Source organism: Paenibacillus radicis (ex Xue et al. 2023) (assembly GCF_024722015.1).
GTDB lineage: Bacteria > Bacillota > Bacilli > Paenibacillales > NBRC-103111 > Paenibacillus_S.
The window spans coordinates 43,494-62,334 of sequence record NZ_JANQBD010000032.1; the positions used below are offsets into that span (position 1 = coordinate 43,494).

The following is an 18,841-nucleotide window of genomic DNA, read 5'->3' on the forward strand; positions in this document are numbered from 1 at the left end:
TAATATAATTCCGATCTGGTTAGTAAGAAAAATATAGGCTAGTCCACCAGACCGCTGGAGACTCATGGGATTTTGTCAGAGGCTCCTTTTTGCGTTATTTAGGGTTTAAGCGGGATACGAGTTCTCTCTATGAAAAATATAACAATTGGGAAGGTGTGCTATTTTATGAAATTTTCTTTACAGACCGGCGAACAGGCGAAATATCGTCATAAAGTCAGAAAAGGGATGATGATTCTGCTCGCATCCACATTTGGTGTATCCATAGCTTTAACCGGGTGCAGCTCGAAGGATGCGCCTGCCGCAGGAGCTTCAGACAACGCCAAAAGCGAAGATAAAGGCCCGACAGAAATCAGTTTTCTCTTAAAGTACTATAGCGCGCAGCCGCCAACCGCGGACGAAGCTCTCAAAATCATTGAACAACATACGAACACCAAGCTGAAAATCAATTGGGCTCCGAATCCGTCTTACGAGGAAAAAGTAAACACGACGCTCGCTTCCGGAAATCTTCCCAATGTCATCCTCGTTCCAAGACGAGGCAACACCAAGCTGGACAACTTTGTCGATGCGGTTCGCGCCGGCGCTTTCTGGGAATTGGGGCCGTATATTAAAGATTATCCAAACTTATCGAAAACGATCAGTAAGGAAGCTTTTTACAACGTAGCTTTTGATGGGAAAATTTACAGCATTCCGTCGCTCAGAAGCAATAACGAATCCACAATCATTGTTAGAAAGGACTGGCTGGATAATCTTGGCTTAAAAATCCCGACGACGCTCGATGAATATTACGAAATGATCAAGGCATTCAAAAATAACGATCCGGATAAAAACGGCAAACCCGATACGGTAGGTCTCGTAGAGTCCAGCGACGGAAGCACTTTTCACCGAGTCAAAGTGTGGATGGACGCACCGAACAACTGGGGTGTGATCGACGGTAAAGTTACTCCCGATTTCATGACCAAGGAATATGTGGACGCGATGAATTTTATGAGAAAGCTGTATAAGGAAAAGCTCGTCAACGAAGACTTTGCCGTGGTCACGCAAAATCAGCTGATCGATTACATAAATAAAGGCAAAGGCGGCTTATATGCCGGAGCTTTCGCCCAATTGACTAATGGGCAATATAACCCGTTAACCGAAGCGGATCCTAAAGCCAAGTTAACTTTGTTCGACAGGATGAAAGGGCCATCCGGGGAAAACAGAAACCCTGTCGGGTCAGGCTTCAACGGAGAATTTATGATTCCGAAAAGCAGCGTGAAAACGGAAGCGCAGCTAAAAAAGATTTTGTCCTTCTTTGATAAAATGTGCGATGACGATATGAAAAAACTGGTTAGCTTAGGGATCGAAGGCAAGCATTTCAAGACGGATAACGGCAAAACCTCAGTAGTGGATGCAAAAGCGTTTACGAACGATATTGTGCCGCTTAGATGGATCATGGTCGCTGACGGCATAACGGACCGAGTTACGGCTGGCTTGAATCCTTATGACACGGAAATTGCCAAGGTAGTTACCGATAAAGAATTGAAAATGGTCAATGATTTATCCATCCCTTTTACGTCCAAAACCGTGGTTGATCCCAAAATTATTGACGATGCTCGGACCAAGTACATTATGGGGGAACTGGATGAAAAGGGCTGGAGCGATGCTATTCAGAAGTGGCGCAGCAGCAACGGGGATAAACTGATTAAGGAGTATGCGGACCAGTATGCGAAAATCGGCAAATAGTCAGTCGCTGCAGCCGTATGCGGCTTATCGAGGGAATGCAGGAAGCAGTCTCCTCCGTTATGTGATCAAAAAAAAGTGGTCTTACTTCATGCTGCTGCCAGGTGTTTTATACTTCATCATCTTTAAGTATTTCCCCATGTGGGGAGTCATCATCGCATTTCAGAATTACCAGCCTTTTCTTGGGTTATTTCACAGCCCTTGGGTCGGTTTGGAACATTTCCACACGTTTTTTTCGGATGCATCGTTTTGGCAGCTCTTTCGCAATACAGCCATTTTAGCGGTATACAATCTCGTCTTTTATTTTCCTGTGCCGATTATTGTCGCTTTAATGCTGAATGAAGTGAGAACAGCCGTGTTTAAACGATTCGTTCAGACAGTCATCTATATCCCTCACTTTGTTTCATGGGTTGTCGTTATAGGAATGGCGTATGTGTTTTTTACGACAGAAGGTGGAGTGATCAACGAACTTATTGCGAGAATGTTCGGTCAAAAATTGAATTTACTCGTAAGCGCCAGCTGGTTTCGTCCGATGATGATGTTCGAGGTGATCTGGAAGGATACGGGATGGGGAACGATCATCTTTTTGGCGGCACTTGCCGGGGTCGATCCCCAATTGTATGAAGCAGCACGGATGGATGGAGCAGGCAGAATGCGGCAGTTGTGGCATATTACGCTTCCGGCCATCCGCAGCACGATCGTGGTTCTACTTATTTTGAGGCTCGGACACTTCCTGGACACCGGTTTTGAACAAATCTTTCTAAGTCTTAATGCGATGAACCGCGAGATAGGCGAAGTGTTTGAAACGTACGTATACCGGATGGGGATTCAACAAGGACGTTTTAGCTACAGCACAGCCGTCGGACTGTTTAAGTCTGTGATCGGTTTAATCTTGGTGGCCGGAGCGAATTACCTTGCCAAGAAACTAGGGGAAGAAGGTGTATACTAGCAAATGATTGATGACAAGAGCTTGTCCCCCCGGCTGCTTGATCTATTTATTTACGTCTGTTTAACCGCGATGGCCTTGCTGACACTGCTGCCTTTTGTATACATCCTCCTATCCTCTTTCGCATCCACAGAGCAGGCACTTAGCAAAAGCGTCGTTTTGATACCGACACAGTATTCACTGGATGCTTATAAGTTTATATTCTCATCGTCAACGACAGTGAGAAGTTTAATCTTCAGCATTCTGATCACCGTCGTAGGAACCGGAGTAAATCTTGTGTTCACTTCATTGATGGCGTACCCCCTGGCGGGAAAAGACTTAAAAGGCAGGCGGGCCATTCTGCTTATGGTATTGTTTACGATGCTTTTTAACGGTGGAATCATTCCCCTGTTTCTTGTCGTAAAAACGATGGGACTGCTGGATTCTTTCTGGTCGCTTGTTATTCCTTTTGCCATAAGCCCTTTTTATCTAATTATTATGAAAAACTTTTTTCAGCAGCTTCCGGATGGTATTGAAGAATCCGCGAAGATGGATGGCTGCAATGAACTGCAGATATTGATCCGCATCGTGCTGCCGCTGTCAGCGCCGGCGCTCGCCAGCTTCGCCTTGTTTTATGCGGTATATCACTGGAATTCTTTCTTTCATGCCATCATGTTCATCAATGATTCGAAAAAATGGCCGATCCAGGTTTTGCTCCGGCAAATCGTCATCCTTTCTTCCGGAGCTTTCGACCAGTCGAGCAGCGAAGAAGCGATTCCCCCATCCGAGACGATTAAAAATGCGATTATCATTGTGTCTACGGTGCCGATATTAATGATTTACCCTTTTTTGCAAAAGCATTTCGCCAAAGGGCTGTTGCTTGGTTCCGTCAAAGGATAATGTCTGAAGAAGAAGGGTGGTCATGCTTGTGGTGGAAGCGGATACAAAAGGAAGGCCGAATATTATCATTATTGTCGCTGATGATATGGGTTATGGCGACCCCAGCTGTTATGGCGGCTGGATTAACACTCCGAATATCGACAGCCTTGCGGCCGAAGGGTTGAAATTCACCGATTTCCACTCGAGCGGAGCCGTATGCAGTCCGACACGGGCTGGCCTATTAACCGGCCGTTATCAGCAAAGGTCGGGCATTGACGGAGTGATTACTGCGGCGGCACATCGCCATCTGGGCTTGCAGCCGCATGAGATTACGCTGAGCAAATTGTTGAAAGGCGAAGGTTACGCCACCGCAGTTTTCGGCAAATGGCATTTGGGATACGATACGAAATTTAATCCGGTTCGGCATGGCTTTGACAAATTTATAGGTTATGTGGCCGGCAATGTGGACTATATCTCTCACGTGGATCAAACCGGTTGTTCCGATTGGTGGGAAGGAGATACGTTAGTCGAAGAACCGGGTTATGTCACTCATTTAGTTACGAAACATTCTGTCGATTTTATTCATGAACATAAGCATCGCCCTTTTCTACTCTACGTTGCTCACGAAGCTCCGCATTATCCTTACCAGGGACCTAATGACAAGGCCGACCGTACGGTAGGAGGTACTTTCCCCGCTTATGGAAGCCGGGAGGATCAGAAGGAAGCTTATCGCGAAATGGTCGAAGAGATGGATAAAGGGATTGGAGACATCATAGAAGCACTGAAACAGAACGATTTGGACGAGAACACGTTAATTATTTTTTTCTCGGATAACGGCGGTGTACCTATCGGGTCTAACGGGCCATTGCGTGGGTACAAAAATGAACTATGGGAAGGTGGTCACCGGGTGCCTGCGATTGTCCGGTGGTCAGGACACATTAAGCCGGGGACCCTCTGTGACGAACCTGTTATATCCATCGATATCATGCCTACTGTTCTGGAGCTGTGTAGTAGGGATATTCCGCATGGCCTTCGTTTGGATGGGGTCAGTATTGCTGCGCTGCTGCTGGATAGTAAACCGGTCGCCCCAAGAACATTGTTTTGGGAAAACGGCAACCAGCATGCCGTGCGTGAAGGAAACTGGAAGCTGGTTCTACATGCGAAAGGACTTGATGGCGGTATCGGACTGTATGATCTCTCCAACGACTTGAACGAGCAGTACAACAAGGCCGAACAATGCCCTGAATTGGTGAGTGAGCTCCATCAGAAGCTAAACGAATGGATTCAAGATGTGCATAAAGACAGGTTATAGAATGATAAGGAGGCTAACCGTTTGAACACGAATCGACCGAACATCGTAATTATGCTGGCAGACGATCTGGGGTACGGGGATGTAAAATGCTGTAATCCCGATTCGAAAATTGATACGCCCTTTATGGACCAAATGGCTTCCGAAGGCATGAGATTCACTGATGCCCATACTAGCTCGGCTGTATGCACGCCATCCAGGTATGCGTTATTGACGGGACGATACTGCTGGAGGACCCCGATGAAAGCAGGGGTTTTATTCGGATATGATTCCGACCTTGTAGAACCGGAAAGAACGACGCTGCCCAAGCTGCTTAAACAGGCCGGCTATTATACGGGATGTATAGGAAAGTGGCACCTCGGCATGACATTCAAGACAACGGACGGAGTGCCGGCCAATCAAAACGAAGGCGATACGATAGATTGGGAGGCGGAAATCGAGGGAGGTCCGATCGGCGCCGGCTTCGATTATTATTTCGGAATCAGCGCTTCTCTCGACATGTCTCCTTATGTATATATCCGCAACAATAGGTTTACGGATGTGCCACTAAATAAAAGAGAACGAGACCGTCGGCCTTATTTCCGCAATCGGGACGGTTGGATCGCGCCGGGATTCAAGGATGAAAACGTGCTTCCGGACATTACCCATGAAGCCGTGCAATTTATAGAGCAAAGAAGCGGAACCGGGGAGCCCTTCTTCTTGTATTTTCCAGTCAATTCGCCGCATACTCCCGTAGTGCCTACAGACGATTTCAAGGGCAGCAGCGGTGCCGGCAGTTATGGGGATTTTGTGCGACAAACCGACGGGGCAGTGGGACGTATTATGGAAACTCTTGAAAAGTGCGGCATCGCAAACAATACATTGTTTATTGTAACCAGCGACAATGGTGCGGAAAGTATTACGCTGCATTTGAGAGAAGACTTCGGGCATTATCCTTCCGGACATTTGAAAGGGATGAAACGTGATTTATGGGACGGCGGTCATAGGATGCCTTTTATTGCAAAGTGGGAAGGAACCGTTCCCGAGGGGTCTGTGTGCGATAAACCGATCTGCCTGACGGACGTGATGGCCACGTGCGCGGAGATGATCGGAGCTGAGCTGCCGCATGATGCGGGGGAAGACAGCTTCGGCTTTCTGAATTATTTGCATAACGAACCGGATAAAGTCGGGGAACGCGCGGCAATTATCCATCATTCCTTTGACGGTAGTCTGGCGATCAGGCACGGAAAGTGGAAATATATCGACTGTACGGGATCGGGCGGCAACACCTACGACTTCCCGGAATGGCAGCAGTTGGATGAATATCCTGGGCAGTTATACAACATGGAAGAAGATGTGAGCGAGAAGCGCAATTTGTTCGGCCAGTATCCGGAAATTGTACACGATTTGAAACAGCTTCTTGAACAGTTAAAAGCTGACGGACGCAGCAGACCCGTGAAGGTATAAAGTAGTCCTCATTGAGAATCGTTAAGAAAGGAGAGTTTGTTTTATGAGTAAGCCGAATATTGTGTACATCATGTCCGATGATCATTGTGCAAATGCGATCAGCATTTACGGCTCCAGGATCGCTAAGGTTTTCCAAACGCCTAACCTTGACCGGATCGGGAAAGAAGGAGCCGTATTAAAAAGCTGCTTCTGCACCAACGCCATCTGCTCACCGAGCCGGGCTTCGATAATAACGGGGCTGTATCCGCATAAGCATGGGGTTAAAACGCTTAGCGACGCCCTCGATCCGGAGCTGGACACATACCCGAAACGAATGCAAGCGGGCGGCTATCAAACCGCGTTGGTAGGCAAATGGCACTTACACGGAGTGCCTCAAGGCTTCGATTACTATGAAATATTGCCGGGACAGGGAGAATACTTTTCTCCCTATTTTTTGGATCAAACGACCGATTGGGAGGCGGTGGAACGATTTATGGACCAACAGGAGGATTGGTCCAAGGTCAAAAATTACGGACATTTCGGCCAAAAACACGAGGGATATGTAACGGATTTGATCACAGATAAATGTGTAAGCTGGCTGGAGCAAAGGGACCAGGGCAAACCGTTCATGCTGATGTGCCATCACAAAGCGCCGCATGACGATTTTGAGTATCATCCCCGTTATGAGAGATTGTTTGACGATGTGGAAATACCGGAACCGGAAAGCTTGTGGGAGGATAAGGGTCACCGCTCCGCAGGATCGCGGGAGTACGGTACTACCGTATCTGAAAAAAATCCGCGGCGCAACGCGGTTACAACGATGAGCCGTTCGGGGTATCCGACCGGACCGCTGAATTTGGAAGGTTTGGACGCTGTTGGGCGGACAAAAGCCGCCTATCAAAAATATTTGAAAGATTACCTTAGGGTAGTCAAAGGAATTGACGACAATGTAGGAAGATTGCTGGATTATTTGGACAAAGAAGGGTTGGCGGAAAATACCATCGTCATTTATACATCCGACCAAGGAATGTTTCTAGGTGAGCACGACTATATCGACAAACGATGGATTTTCGAGGAATCGCTGCAAATGCCTATGCTAATAAAATATCCGCAGGAGATTAAACCGGGCAGTATCGTCGAGGATATTGTGACCAACGTTGATTTTGCGCCGACTTTGCTTGATTACGCAGGATTGGATGCCGCTGCCAATATGCAGGGACGCAGCTTCCGCAAGGTAATCGAAGGACAAACCCCGGATGATTGGCCGAACAAGGTTTATTATCGCTATTGGATGCATATGGCCCATCACGATAACCCCGCCCACTACGGAATCCGCACAAAGGAATACAAGCTGATCTTTTTCTACGGGCTGCCGCTGGATGCGTCCGATGCTCTGCCGGAGCCAACGCCGGCTAGCTGGGAACTCTATGATTTGCGAAACGATCGGGAGGAGCTTGCCAATGTTTATGACAATCCGGCTTACGCCAATGTGGCACAACGACTCAAAGAGCAACTGTTTGAAATGAAGACCGAAGTTGGAGATGGGGACGACTCGTACCCCGAGCTTCTTGGCAGGGTTCTGGAAACCAGATAACGACAGCAGCAGGGGAAATTTCATCCGTTTTTCGGAAATATAAAAAAATTGCTGGAGGGATTTGTAAATATATGCTGAACAAAACCCACTTGATATGTTTCATATGCCAAATGCTGAGGATGCTAATTATGATCATGCCAGTACATTTGCAACTGTGCGTTCGCTCAATCCGGATGCAGTGATGTCTTACAATCATTTTATGGGCACGGGAGCTGAAGATACGGCTAACACGGAAACCGCAGCGGGAGCGCATTATTGGGAGCAGGAGGACTTCGGCAGCTTTGTTCCGTATAGGAGTGACCCTTGGGCTCATTCAATAGGAGTTATGCTGGGGACGAACTGGGGGACTACGGACTCCATGCCGTTGGTCAATTTATTGAATATGATCAGCACCTTGGGAGCTGTAGGAGTTACCGTAAACCTGGCAATGGGTCCGGATATTACCGGACAGTTTACAAAGGATCAGATAAACAAGCTTCAGCAAATTGGCAATTGGCTCATTCCGCGTAAGCCCTATATGTCCGGTGCGCTTCCCAACCTGGATGCTGCGGTTAGCGGGTATGGCGGCTTGTCTTACGTCAATACGGTGGGCGGCAATAATACGGTCCATTTGCTTACAGGATCCAAAAGCAAGGTAGCCTTACCTGCTTCTATCGACTTGAATATGACAGGTGTAACGGCAGTGAAGCTGGCTCCGGGCGGGACTTCAATCCCTTTTACGAGCAATGGTAATAAAACGACAATTAACTTAGCGGGGGTTGCCCAGGATACTTACGATACGATGATTTCGGTGGAAGGAGGCGGGGTTCCAACCTTGTTTAATGCTTACTTTACCGATGGCACTTCAACCGGATGGACGGTAGAAGCTGGTTCCTGGAGTGTGATTACCGATGCTCAAAACGTTAAATCCGCCAGCAACAAAGTATTTACAAATACGAATACGACTTCAAAAGCTAACGCCGGTAGTACTTCCTGGACCGACTATACTACCAAGGTGAAAATAAAAATCGAATCGGCTGTGGGCACTTCCAATCAATCGGCTGGATTTAGCACAAGGTATACAGACAGCAATAACAGGTACAACTTTCTATATCATCATGATACAAAAACGTTAAGAATTATGAAATATGTTAGTGGAACGGGTACGGTTCTGGCTACTCAATCGTATACACTAAACGATGGCAATTGGTATAACTGGAAGGTCGAAATGAATGGGAGCAGTATAAAATGGTATATCAACGATGCCCTTGTACTATCGACCACAGACTCTTCCTTAACATCGGGAAAAATAGCCATCCATACTAACAACACAACGGCCAGATTTGACAATATCACGGTAAAATAGCGATTAAAAGCGGGAGGGATTCGATTGAACAGACATCGAAGTTCTATGCTTATGAAGATGATGGTGCTGCTTTTGGTTTTTGTGGTGGCATTGCCCATATACCCGAATGAAGGGAAAGCTGCTTCCAACTTTTTGCCTGTAGATAAAGAAATTACATTACAGGATCCGGTTAGCGCCGTTAAAACGACGGAAGATTGGTATAGGGGGCAAGTATTGGCTATTCGCATCCCTTGGACCAGCTATATTCGCGACAATCCGCATGCTTCCAATGCGGGAAGCAATTTTAATGCTGGCCAGTGGGTAAACATGGTGAAAAGCTCCGGTGCGGACATGATGATGCTCGTTGTGCAGCATGAAAACAGCAATGGATTTCTTCTGTACCCATCCGCTCTTACAGATGCCAATAATCGCTCCCCCATTGATTATCCCGCCTTGTTAAAAACCGAGCTGTTGAATCAAGGAATGAGTATGGGGGTATCGATTAACCAAGTCGGCATTACTAATCTGGCTGCATACGGAGGCAAAACCCGTGATAATATTTACCAAAACCTAGTGCAAGAGATCAATACGAGATACGGTAATTTTCTGAAAGAGATTTATTTTGATATGTTCCATATTGCAGGTGCCGCCGGCGGGAATTACAACCACCAAGGCGTGTTTCAAAAGGTACGCACCGGAAACAGTCAGGCGGTTATGGCTTACAATCATCATAAGGGCACTGGCGCTGAAGATATTAATGTTACCGAATCGGCAACAGGGCTGCATTATTGGAATCAGGAGGATTTTGACGCCTTTATCCCGTATCGCAACGAGGATTGGGGGCATGAATTTACCGTCATGCTCGGGAGTAATTGGGGCACAACGGACTCCATTCCGCTGGTCAACCTGCTTAACATGATATCGAGATTGGGATCCATGGGCATTACCACTTCCTTGACCATGGGGCCGGACATAACCGGCAAATTTACGACCGATCAAATCGACAAGCTGCAGCAAGTCGGAAACTGGCTCACTCCACGAAAGCCGTATATGGATGGAGCGATACCCGATTGGAATGTAACAGTTACAGGTTATAGCGGAATGAATTATGTCAATAATGTAGGTAATAAAAGAAGTGTCCACCTGCTCTCGGGTTCTGCGAATCCGGTTAGCTTGCCAAGCAGCATTACGTTGAACATGAGCGGTGTAACGGCAGTGAAGTTAGCTCCAAGCGGTAACAACGTATCGTTTACAACAAACAGCAACGGAACGACCATCCAGCTTTCCGGCATTCAGCAGGATACTTATGATACCATTCTTTCTGTTGAAGGGGGAAAAGCGGTCGCGCCGGCACGAATATTCCAAAATGACTTTAACAGCATGACTACGGGAGAGGCTCCGACGACAGGATTTATTTTGGATACCACTTATGGTTCGATCACGGTCGAAGACGTTCCGACAGCAGTGAATAAAAGTATGAAGATAGTCGACACCAATCCAACCGGCTACTATGGAGTAAAAGCAAAGAAGACTTTTTCCGCGAAGTCGAATAAAGTCCAATATGAAGTGAGGATGAGAGCTGACCAGACAACGGCCGCTTCCTTCATTGAGCTCCAGAACAGTGTCGGCGATATAGCGGTTCGTATTGGTTTTGCCGGCAACGGCCAAATCAGGCGGTGGAATAATGCCTCTGCTTACACTGACCTGACCGGCTACAAGCCCGTTAAATGGTATACCATCAAAGTGGAAGCTGATATTGTGGCTCATACTTATAATGCGTATGTCAATGGTGTAAAGAAGGTATCGAATGCGGCATTCTACACGCCTGTTTCCACTATCGATCAAATCGAATGGGTCAATGATTTCGGGGCGGGTACCTTTTATACAAATTCGATCTACGTTGACGGAAACTGAATTAGGATAAGCGTAATGGAAGAAGAAGGTCATATGAAGTATAGAGAGCTTGGATACTCAGGTTTGAAGGATGCAGCGGGATTGTTTTATTTTATCTACCAAAGCCGTACCAAGTACACCGAACGAATCTCCTTGTCCCCACGTAAAGAAGGCACTAAATAACCTGAGTCGGGTTAGTGCCTTCTTTTTGGCTTTATGGTGTGGTGACTATTTACGAGAGATCAGATAGGGGCCAATCCCATGGCGTTCGCTAAGCAAAATTTCGCATAACATGAGACAAGGGGTGGAGAAGGGTGGAATAAGTTGCTGCCAATCTGATTTATGGCATTTGTGCCTTCGCTGCCGAAATAATATGGCTGATCTTGTTTTCAAGATTGAAGATGACTTGCTTCTCTTCATTGATTTGATGGGATAAGGATATCAGGGATGCGAGCGTGTCCAGAACGGTGTCGGGATCGTTATTTTTGGCTGCTTGTTTAAACGTATTCCACACTGTGGTTATATCGGTTTCGTTAGTTTTGATTGCACTTCGCTTATTTTTAATTTCCAGATTAACGGGGGTGATTTCTTCCAATCTGCCTCGAAGCTCTTTCTTCTTTTTGGCTGCATTTTCCTTGGCTGCCCGCCATTCATTTTCTTTGGTATTGATGTTTATACGGGCTGCTTGAACAGGGATTTTTATGAGATTAACTTGGAATTGGAACAGATTGGTTAAGTCCTTGCTTTTCAGTGCTCTGGCTGCTTCAATCTGCTTGTTCAAAGAGCTGTAATGGGAGAATAGCGCTTTGTACCGTTCGCGTATTTGTGTAACTTCAGATTCGAGCTTGTCTAAGCTTTCGGCATCGATTTGTTGAATTTCTTTATTTAGAGCCACCAATGTATCCTGGTTTCGTGTGTGGAGCTCTTTGATTTCTACATCCCAGTCTTGTAATTGTTTCTGAACCGTGAGTAGTTGATCGTACAGCGAGCTAATTTTATCCGCTTGATTAGCGTTTGCAACTGCAATTGTTTTATCGAGAGATGACTTGACGGAGGTTGTGAATTTAATAGGGGCAGCGGCTACTGTAGTAGGGATGGTGGAAGCAAGTATAGAAGCGGCGAGCAAGGCTATGAAGATTGATCTAGTGTTCATTGAATTCCTCCTTAGTTACGAATAGAATGCGAGGTACCGGATTGCAGCAAAAAAAGCACCGATAAGAAAGGCAATTAGCCTTCTCTTACCGGTGCTTCCGTTGTAAGCGATCGTATAAATGATATGTGTAATTACTATACAGGATGCCTCAATGGCCTGTCAACAACTTATACAAACCGGGAGACAAATTGTTTCAGCCAAATGAGTTTGCTTACTATTAACCGTGTACAGGTGTAATCATCAACTCTATCAAACTTTCTTTATGACCTTAAAAGATTAATAAGAGATAGATAAACTATGTAAATAGATACTGGATAATTTTAACTGGAATAATCTTATAAAATACTAGTACCTTGGAACTAAGTTTATAGTACAATTATGTAAAATAAAGTCACGTTCATTTAATGAAAAAGAATGGAGAGTAAGCCTCATGCTCAAGCTTTTCACAGGTAAGACGATGGTAAAGGCAGCTCAGAGGTTTACAGAGGATAAGGAAGAATATACGAAGGTACTATGGCTGTTTGGCTATTTGTTTTGCGTAGTATCGGCATCCACGTTAGGGCGGACTTCAGCAGATGCCCTGTTTCTATCGCGGTTTGACGCCTCTCAATTATCCATCATGTATTTGCCTCAATCGGCTGCGCTTATTTTAATTGGATTTTTATTTCAAAGGTTTGGCAGTCGTTTTCGTTTGGATCGTTTGATCAAAGCTTTGATTCCTATCGTTTCCCTGCTGGTACTCATCTCCAGAGTAGGGGTAGGTCAAGATTACACATGGGTTTATCCTGTTATCTATGTGATATACGATGTGTTTAATTTTCTGATGATCGTTATCTTCTGGCAATTTGCCACCTCTGTGATGGACCAGCGAAAGGTGAAACGGATGATTGGTTTGGTTGGGAGCGGGGGGATCATTGGGGGGATTATTAGCGGTTTTGGATTAAAGCTGTTAGTTCCGCTGACAGGTACGGCCAACTTAATCTATTTTTATGCAGCACTCCAATTACTGGCATTGATAGCTGTGTATCGTGTTATTGGAATGAGTAAAGACCCGGAGGAATTATTTTCAACATCGAAAGCAAGATCGAAGAAACCGACCAATGAACGTAAGCGGCAGGGGGAACAAAAGGCTGGCTTGTTTCAAAATGTCCCTCACCTGAAGTACGTTGCAATTATGTCGGCAACCTTGGTGCTTTCGCTCACCTTTGTCGATTATCAATTTAAGGTCATTCTTAGAAACACGCTGCAAAATGATGCTCTAGCCGGATTTATGGGGAGCTTTTACGGATTCTCCGGGCTGTTGGCCTTGTTCGTTCAGCTGTTTGTCGCAAGTAAATTATTAACTAGATTTGGAGTAATGACAGCCATTCTTGTATTCCCTATTGCCTTGTTTACAGGTAGCTTGGGCGTTCTATTGATGCCTGTTCTTGCGCTGGCAGTTATCGTTAAGGGAAGCGACAAGGTAGTTGGGGATACGATCTATTCCTCGGTAAGCCAACTGATTATGTTTCCAATTTCTCCGGAATGGCGGAATCGTGCCAAAGGCTTTTTGGACGGCGTCGTACGAAATGGAGCCAAGGGAATAGCGGGTATCAGTCTAATTATATTATCTCCGCTGCTTAGTGCAGGGCAGTTTAGTTATGTCATTCTCGCTTTGCTCGCCTGCTGTGTAGTAGCGGCTGTCAAAGTAAAAAAGGCTTATTTGCAAACGCTGCTGTCTACTTTGGAAACGAGGGGGACGGATCTTCAAGAAACGGAACTCGATTTAATGGACCCTGCAAGTAGACAAATTCTAATCTCTGCATTAGAGAGTTCGGATAGGCATCAGGTCATGTATGCTTTAAAGATTTTACGCGGGCTGGATGGATTTGATCTATCTCCACATATTCCGGCACTGCTACGCAATCCATATCCAGAGGTCTGTGTAGAGGCTGTCATCTATATCGAGCAAATGACTCCGGCGGGGCTGGAGCAAGAATTGCAGGAGCTTCTAAGCTCATCTAACCCTCAGGTTAAAGCCCAAGCTTTATTGGCATTAGCTGCTTATTCCAAAGAAGAGTATTTGGATCAAATAACGCTTCACCTTGAGGCGGATGAGGTCGGGATTAAAGCAGGGGCGATAGCAGGATTAATAAAATTTTATGGTATAGAGGGGATGTTTCGCGCTGTTGGAACACTCAAGCAATTAATTGAAAGTACGGATGAAGAGGAACGGACGGCTATGGCCGTCTTATTTGGTCGGATTGGAATCCAAAGCTTCTACAAGCCGCTGGTTCCGATGCTGAATGATACCTCATCAAGGGTACGAATCTGTGCCTTGGAATCTGCTGCATTGCTTTGTGTGCCTGCTTTAGTACCCCATATTGTGCTTATGCTTCAGGATAGCCGGACGCGGCGGCATGCTATTGAAGCGTTGGCCCGTTATGATGAGAAAGTTATCATAGGGCTGCTGGAGCCCTATTTCATTGAGGATGGCGTATCTCTGCTGCATTTGCCCAAAGTTTTCGAACGAATTGGAACGCAAGGGGCTTTCGATACCTTATTGATTCATTATCGCCACTCGAATTATGAAATGCGCGATAAGCTGCTGGAAGCTTTGAGAAATTTGCGTCATGGGATCCGGCAGGTGGACGAAAAGCTGGTGGAGGAATTAATCCTCCAAGAAATCCAGCTATATTGGCAATTTGCGGAGCAGAGTTCAGGAGTCGTTGGAAATAAAGCTTATACAGCCATTTCGGAAGCGGTAGATCAGATCCGATCCTCGATGACCGGGCGTATTTTTGGGCTAATAGGGCTCGTCTATGAGTCCAAAACCGTTCAGGCGGTTTACGCTAACTGGTCTGAAGGAGAAGCGAGGCATCAAGCGAATGCAGCAGAGGTTATGGATCAAATGCTGTCCGGAAATCTCCGTATGGAAATAATCAAGATCATGACGTCTCCTAAAACAATAACAGTTGCCATGAAGAAGGAAGCTTTAGAGGATGAAAAGCTGATATGGCTCTATGAGAATGGAGATGAGTGGCTGCGTCAAATGATTCAACTGGACGTTATGCAGGAGAAGAGGCTTGTGAAGAACACAGCGCTTAAAACTCGGCTGGATTCATCCAAGGATATTTCATTAGAATGGCTGGCTGACCAGATGGAGCGGGTCCATTTGCTGAAGAAGGTGTCTTTGTTCCAGGGATTGACGAGCAGGGATTTGTTTTTTATTGCCCAACAGCTGAAACAGATCAATGAAACAAGCGGAGCTACCGTATTCAAAGAGCGTGATCCGGGAGATTCTTTATATTTAATTCAGAGCGGTAAAGCAGGTGTATACCGTAATCAAGAGAAAATTAGTGTACTCGAAGCCGGGGATTGCTTTGGCCAAACAGCTATTCTAACCAAAAAATTAAGAACGGCGACAGTCCGCGTTGAAGAGGACATTCAATTGTGGCGGCTTGATTCCACAGCATTGTATGAGTTGATGTTCGACCGAACCGGGATGGCTCTGGAAATGATGAAATTGCTATCTCGCCGCTTGCGGTCTATGCTTGAACGCAGTGCTCAGCCCAAGGAGGAGACGGATCAACAAGACAGAGCTGATAAACATCAAGTTGTATCTTCATTGCCAGAAGCAGCCGCTGCAGCTTCGGCCGAGTCGGGACATGCGGACTCAGTAGCCGATTCGACACATAACAATAAAATTCTACGCCGAGTATTGATTCTACAAAAGATTGAACTGTTTTCCCACCTAACCCAGGATGATTTCATTCGGTTGGCGCAAATGGTGGATGAGGTTGAATATGAGGCAGGAGAAGCTATATGCAGTGCAGGTGATTTCGGTGACTCCATGTTTGGAATCATTGAAGGAAACGTTCGCGTTCATAGAGGAAGTGAAACTTTTGCGACTTTAGGCGAAGGGGAATATTTTGGAGAAATGGCTATTATCGATAGCGGCCCTCGGTCTGCTGATTGCACAGCGATAGGTCAGACTGTACTGCTTCAGCTTCAAAAAGATCAGGTTTTCTCCTTCTGCTTCCAAAATATCGACTTGCTCCGCAGCATGATGCAGGTACTTGCAGACCGGGTTAAAGGAATGCTTCATGAAGACGGAAGTCGTTAAAACATATGAATATAAAACAACGGTCTTCCTTCAGGAGGGCCGTTGTTTTTATAGTAAGCATCTGAGTATCTCTTAATCCATTTGCTTAACTGGGCTTAGCTTACGATAAGTCAGCAGCTCCGAAATCGTTACAAAACGGTAGCCCCGGTTTTTGAGCTCTGGCAAAATTTGCTTAAGTGCATCAACCGTTTGCGTTTTCCCTTCAACCCAATCGTGAAGGAGCACGATATCGCCATTTTTCACATTATTTAATACGGTGTTTGTAATCTTGGATACCCCAGGCGTAGCCCAGTCTCTTGTGTTGATATGCCAGGACCACATAACTACCGTATAGCCCGCTTTTCTCGCCGTTTGGACGAGTGCTTCGTTATAGTACCCGCCTGGCGGCCGGAATAAATGGGACTTCTGCCCGGAAGCTTTGTAAATAATCTCCTCCGCACGGCTTATTTCCTCGGAAATTTTATTCTCGGGAAAAGACCGATTGAAGTAAGTATGATGGTATGTATGATTGGCGAGCTCATGTCCTTCGGCAATCTCACGGCTTACAAGCTCAGGGTATGCCTCCGCTTTATTTCCTACAATGAAAAAAGTTGCTTTAGCCTCATATTGCTTCAGCAGCTCCAATATTTGTGGAGTGTCCTCTGGATCTGGACCATCATCAAAGGTTAATGCAATTACCTTTTCATCGGTCGGTACCTCCCATACTACTTCTCCTCGCTTCTCGTAGTAGAATCGATTTTTCTTTGGCGTTTGGGCCGCGCTCAAATTGCCGCTTAAACCAATTAACATACAGCACGTCAATAGTAATATTTTTGTCGAAAATTTCAACATGGTGTTAGATTCTCCTTCCCAGATCAGGCCCAGGGCAAACCGGCGTATGCTGGAATTAGCTCCTCGAAAGTGAGTGCTTTTTAGTTTTCCCGCTTTCTTCCTTATTAACCAAGCATGTATGAAGAAATATAGGATATCGCAACTATTACAACAAAAAACGCCCCTTGTGTTAGGAAAAATGGTGGAGTCAAAATATCCATTTTTCCGCAAAGGAGCGTTCTTTTATAAAGAATGAGGCTATAGCAGCCGTTGTACTTACCAGCCTCTTTGATACTGTTTCGGAGCTGCAAGCTCGGCGCCTAATTGCTTGGCAGCGGTTCGCGGCCAATATGGATCGCGCAGCAGCTCTCTGCCTAGCAGTATGAGGTCGGCACGACCGTTGGAGATAATTTCCTCGGCCTGCTCGGGCGCTGTAATCAATCCGACAGCTCCTGTGGCTATGCCGGTGGATGTTTTGATTGCATGTGCGAGAGGAACCTGGTAGCCCGGATATGCATCGATTCTGGTAGGTACGACGCTGCCTGAGCTGCAATCGATTAGATCAATTCCCTGTGCTTTCATTTGTTCGGCAAAATAAATGAAATCATCGATCTGATTGCCTTCCGGATGGTACTCGTTGGCAGAGATTCGGACAAACAACGGGCCTTTCCAAAACGCGCGGATGCCGTCAATTATTTCTCCAAGGAAGCGGTAACGATTGTCCCGGTCTCCACCATAGATGTCTGTGCGGTGGTTGGCTAGTGGTGATAGAAATTCATTAATTAAATAACCGTGAGCCCCATGAAGCTCCATGGCATCAAATCCTGCTTCCTGGGCTCTCCGCGCTGCTTGAATGAAAGATTGCTGGGTAGCTTTTACCTGCTCCAGACTCATGGCTTCAGGAGTTTTCGAGCTGTCATTGAAGGGGATCGCTGATGGTGCGATGATTGGACTGTCCAATACTGCTTTGCGGCCTGCATGGGCTAATTGGATAGCAATTTTGGAGCCTTGGCCTTGCACGAGTCCGACCAGTTCCTTCAAGCCTGCTACATGCTCATCACTCCAAATACCAAGGTCCTGAGGTGAGATTCGGCCCTGCTCCGTTACTGCTGATGCTTCAACGATAATCAGTCCGACTTGGCCTACTGCTCTTGCAGGATAATGGACCTTATGCCAATCCTGCACCTTTCCGGATTGATCTGCGCATGAATACATACACATCGGCGACATAACAATACGATTTTTGAGCGTCATCCCGTTTATCGTAATCGGGGAAAACAATTTCATAGCTTCTTTGCCTCCATCCTATTGTTTTAATAGTCGAATATTAAGTAAATAACTCTATAATAGTAAGCTGCTTTCATAACAATAATTATACATGATTATTAGGGTGTAAATCTATTTTTATGTTTATTTTTATATAACATCCAAGTCATTCCTATAGCATCCCATATTTAACTTACTGTATGTATTTTACATAAAATGACTGATGAGAATTAAGTGCATACATTTTTTATTTAGAGTTTGACCGGCTGTCATACCGTGCTGAAACGCATGTCACGGGTTTGGGAGCTTTAAGAAAAAGAAGAAAATTACTCGAATCGTGTTGCAATAACATGAAATATGTGGTAATTTATAGTCAATATTGGTAAATAGAGCGGAAGAACCGTCTCTCCCATGTTAACGCATGGTGGGGGGCGGTTTT

13 protein-coding genes are annotated in these 18,841 nt (G+C 45.8%); 10 read left to right on the forward strand and 3 right to left on the reverse strand.

The window, feature by feature from the left end:
- Positions 1–165: 165 nt before the first annotated feature.
- The 9 genes from NV381_RS31985 to NV381_RS32025 all read left to right on the forward strand — a co-directional run bounded on the left by NV381_RS31985 (position 166) and on the right by NV381_RS32025 (position 11,251).
- The gene (locus NV381_RS31985; protein WP_258217367.1) at positions 166–1,722 is read left to right on the forward strand and encodes an extracellular solute-binding protein; all 1,557 of its coding nucleotides are present in this window, start codon (positions 166–168) and stop codon (positions 1,720–1,722) included.
- Entirely contained in the window at positions 1,703–2,668 is a 966-nt protein-coding gene (locus NV381_RS31990) for an ABC transporter permease (RefSeq protein WP_258217368.1), read from the forward strand. Before NV381_RS31985 ends, NV381_RS31990 begins: the two co-directional genes overlap by 20 nt.
- A 3-nt stretch (positions 2,669–2,671) precedes the next feature.
- Entirely contained in the window at positions 2,672–3,544 is an 873-nt protein-coding gene (locus tag NV381_RS31995) for a carbohydrate ABC transporter permease (RefSeq protein ID WP_258217369.1), read from the forward strand.
- Between the two features lie 22 nt (positions 3,545–3,566).
- Entirely contained in the window at positions 3,567–4,835 is a 1,269-nt protein-coding gene (locus NV381_RS32000; protein WP_258217370.1) for a sulfatase, read from the forward strand.
- 21 nt (positions 4,836–4,856) lie between these two features.
- Complete coding sequence (locus NV381_RS32005) at positions 4,857–6,278, forward strand: sulfatase family protein (RefSeq protein WP_258217371.1); 1,422 nt, start codon at positions 4,857–4,859, stop codon at positions 6,276–6,278.
- A gap of 43 nt (positions 6,279–6,321) precedes the next feature.
- Positions 6,322–7,851 carry a sulfatase gene (locus tag NV381_RS32010; RefSeq protein WP_258217372.1) on the forward strand — a complete coding sequence of 510 codons (1,530 nt, stop codon included), beginning with the start codon at positions 6,322–6,324 and terminating at the stop codon, positions 7,849–7,851.
- A gap of 103 nt (positions 7,852–7,954) precedes the next feature.
- Positions 7,955–9,196 (forward strand): DUF1080 domain-containing protein, encoded by a 1,242-nt coding sequence (locus NV381_RS32015; RefSeq protein ID WP_258217373.1) that lies wholly within the window; start codon positions 7,955–7,957, stop codon positions 9,194–9,196.
- 24 nt (positions 9,197–9,220) lie between these two features.
- Positions 9,221–11,089 carry an alpha-L-fucosidase gene (locus NV381_RS32020; RefSeq protein ID WP_258217374.1) on the forward strand — a complete coding sequence of 623 codons (1,869 nt, stop codon included), beginning with the start codon at positions 9,221–9,223 and terminating at the stop codon, positions 11,087–11,089.
- Between the two features lie 15 nt (positions 11,090–11,104).
- Complete coding sequence (locus NV381_RS32025; protein ID WP_258217375.1) at positions 11,105–11,251, forward strand: hypothetical protein; 147 nt, start codon at positions 11,105–11,107, stop codon at positions 11,249–11,251.
- Positions 11,252–11,408: 157 nt separating this feature from the next.
- On the opposite strand, the gene NV381_RS32030 is transcribed toward NV381_RS32025, so the two are convergent.
- On the reverse strand, positions 11,409–12,221 hold the full coding sequence (locus NV381_RS32030) for a hypothetical protein (protein ID WP_258217376.1): 813 nt from the start codon (positions 12,219–12,221) through the stop codon (positions 11,409–11,411).
- A gap of 430 nt (positions 12,222–12,651) precedes the next feature.
- On the opposite strand from NV381_RS32030, the gene NV381_RS32035 reads away from it, so the two are divergent.
- Entirely contained in the window at positions 12,652–16,326 is a 3,675-nt protein-coding gene (locus NV381_RS32035; RefSeq protein WP_258217377.1) for a cyclic nucleotide-binding domain-containing protein, read from the forward strand.
- A gap of 72 nt (positions 16,327–16,398) precedes the next feature.
- Here the strand turns inward: NV381_RS32035 and NV381_RS32040 are convergent, their stop codons facing one another.
- Complete coding sequence (locus NV381_RS32040) at positions 16,399–17,154, reverse strand: polysaccharide deacetylase family protein (protein ID WP_419182322.1); 756 nt, start codon at positions 17,152–17,154, stop codon at positions 16,399–16,401.
- 258 nt (positions 17,155–17,412) lie between these two features.
- A complete protein-coding gene (gene namA, locus NV381_RS32045) occupies positions 17,413–18,423 on the reverse strand; it encodes an NADPH dehydrogenase NamA (RefSeq protein WP_258217378.1) in 1,011 nt (336 codons plus the stop codon).
- Between the last annotated feature and the right edge of the window lie 418 nt (positions 18,424–18,841).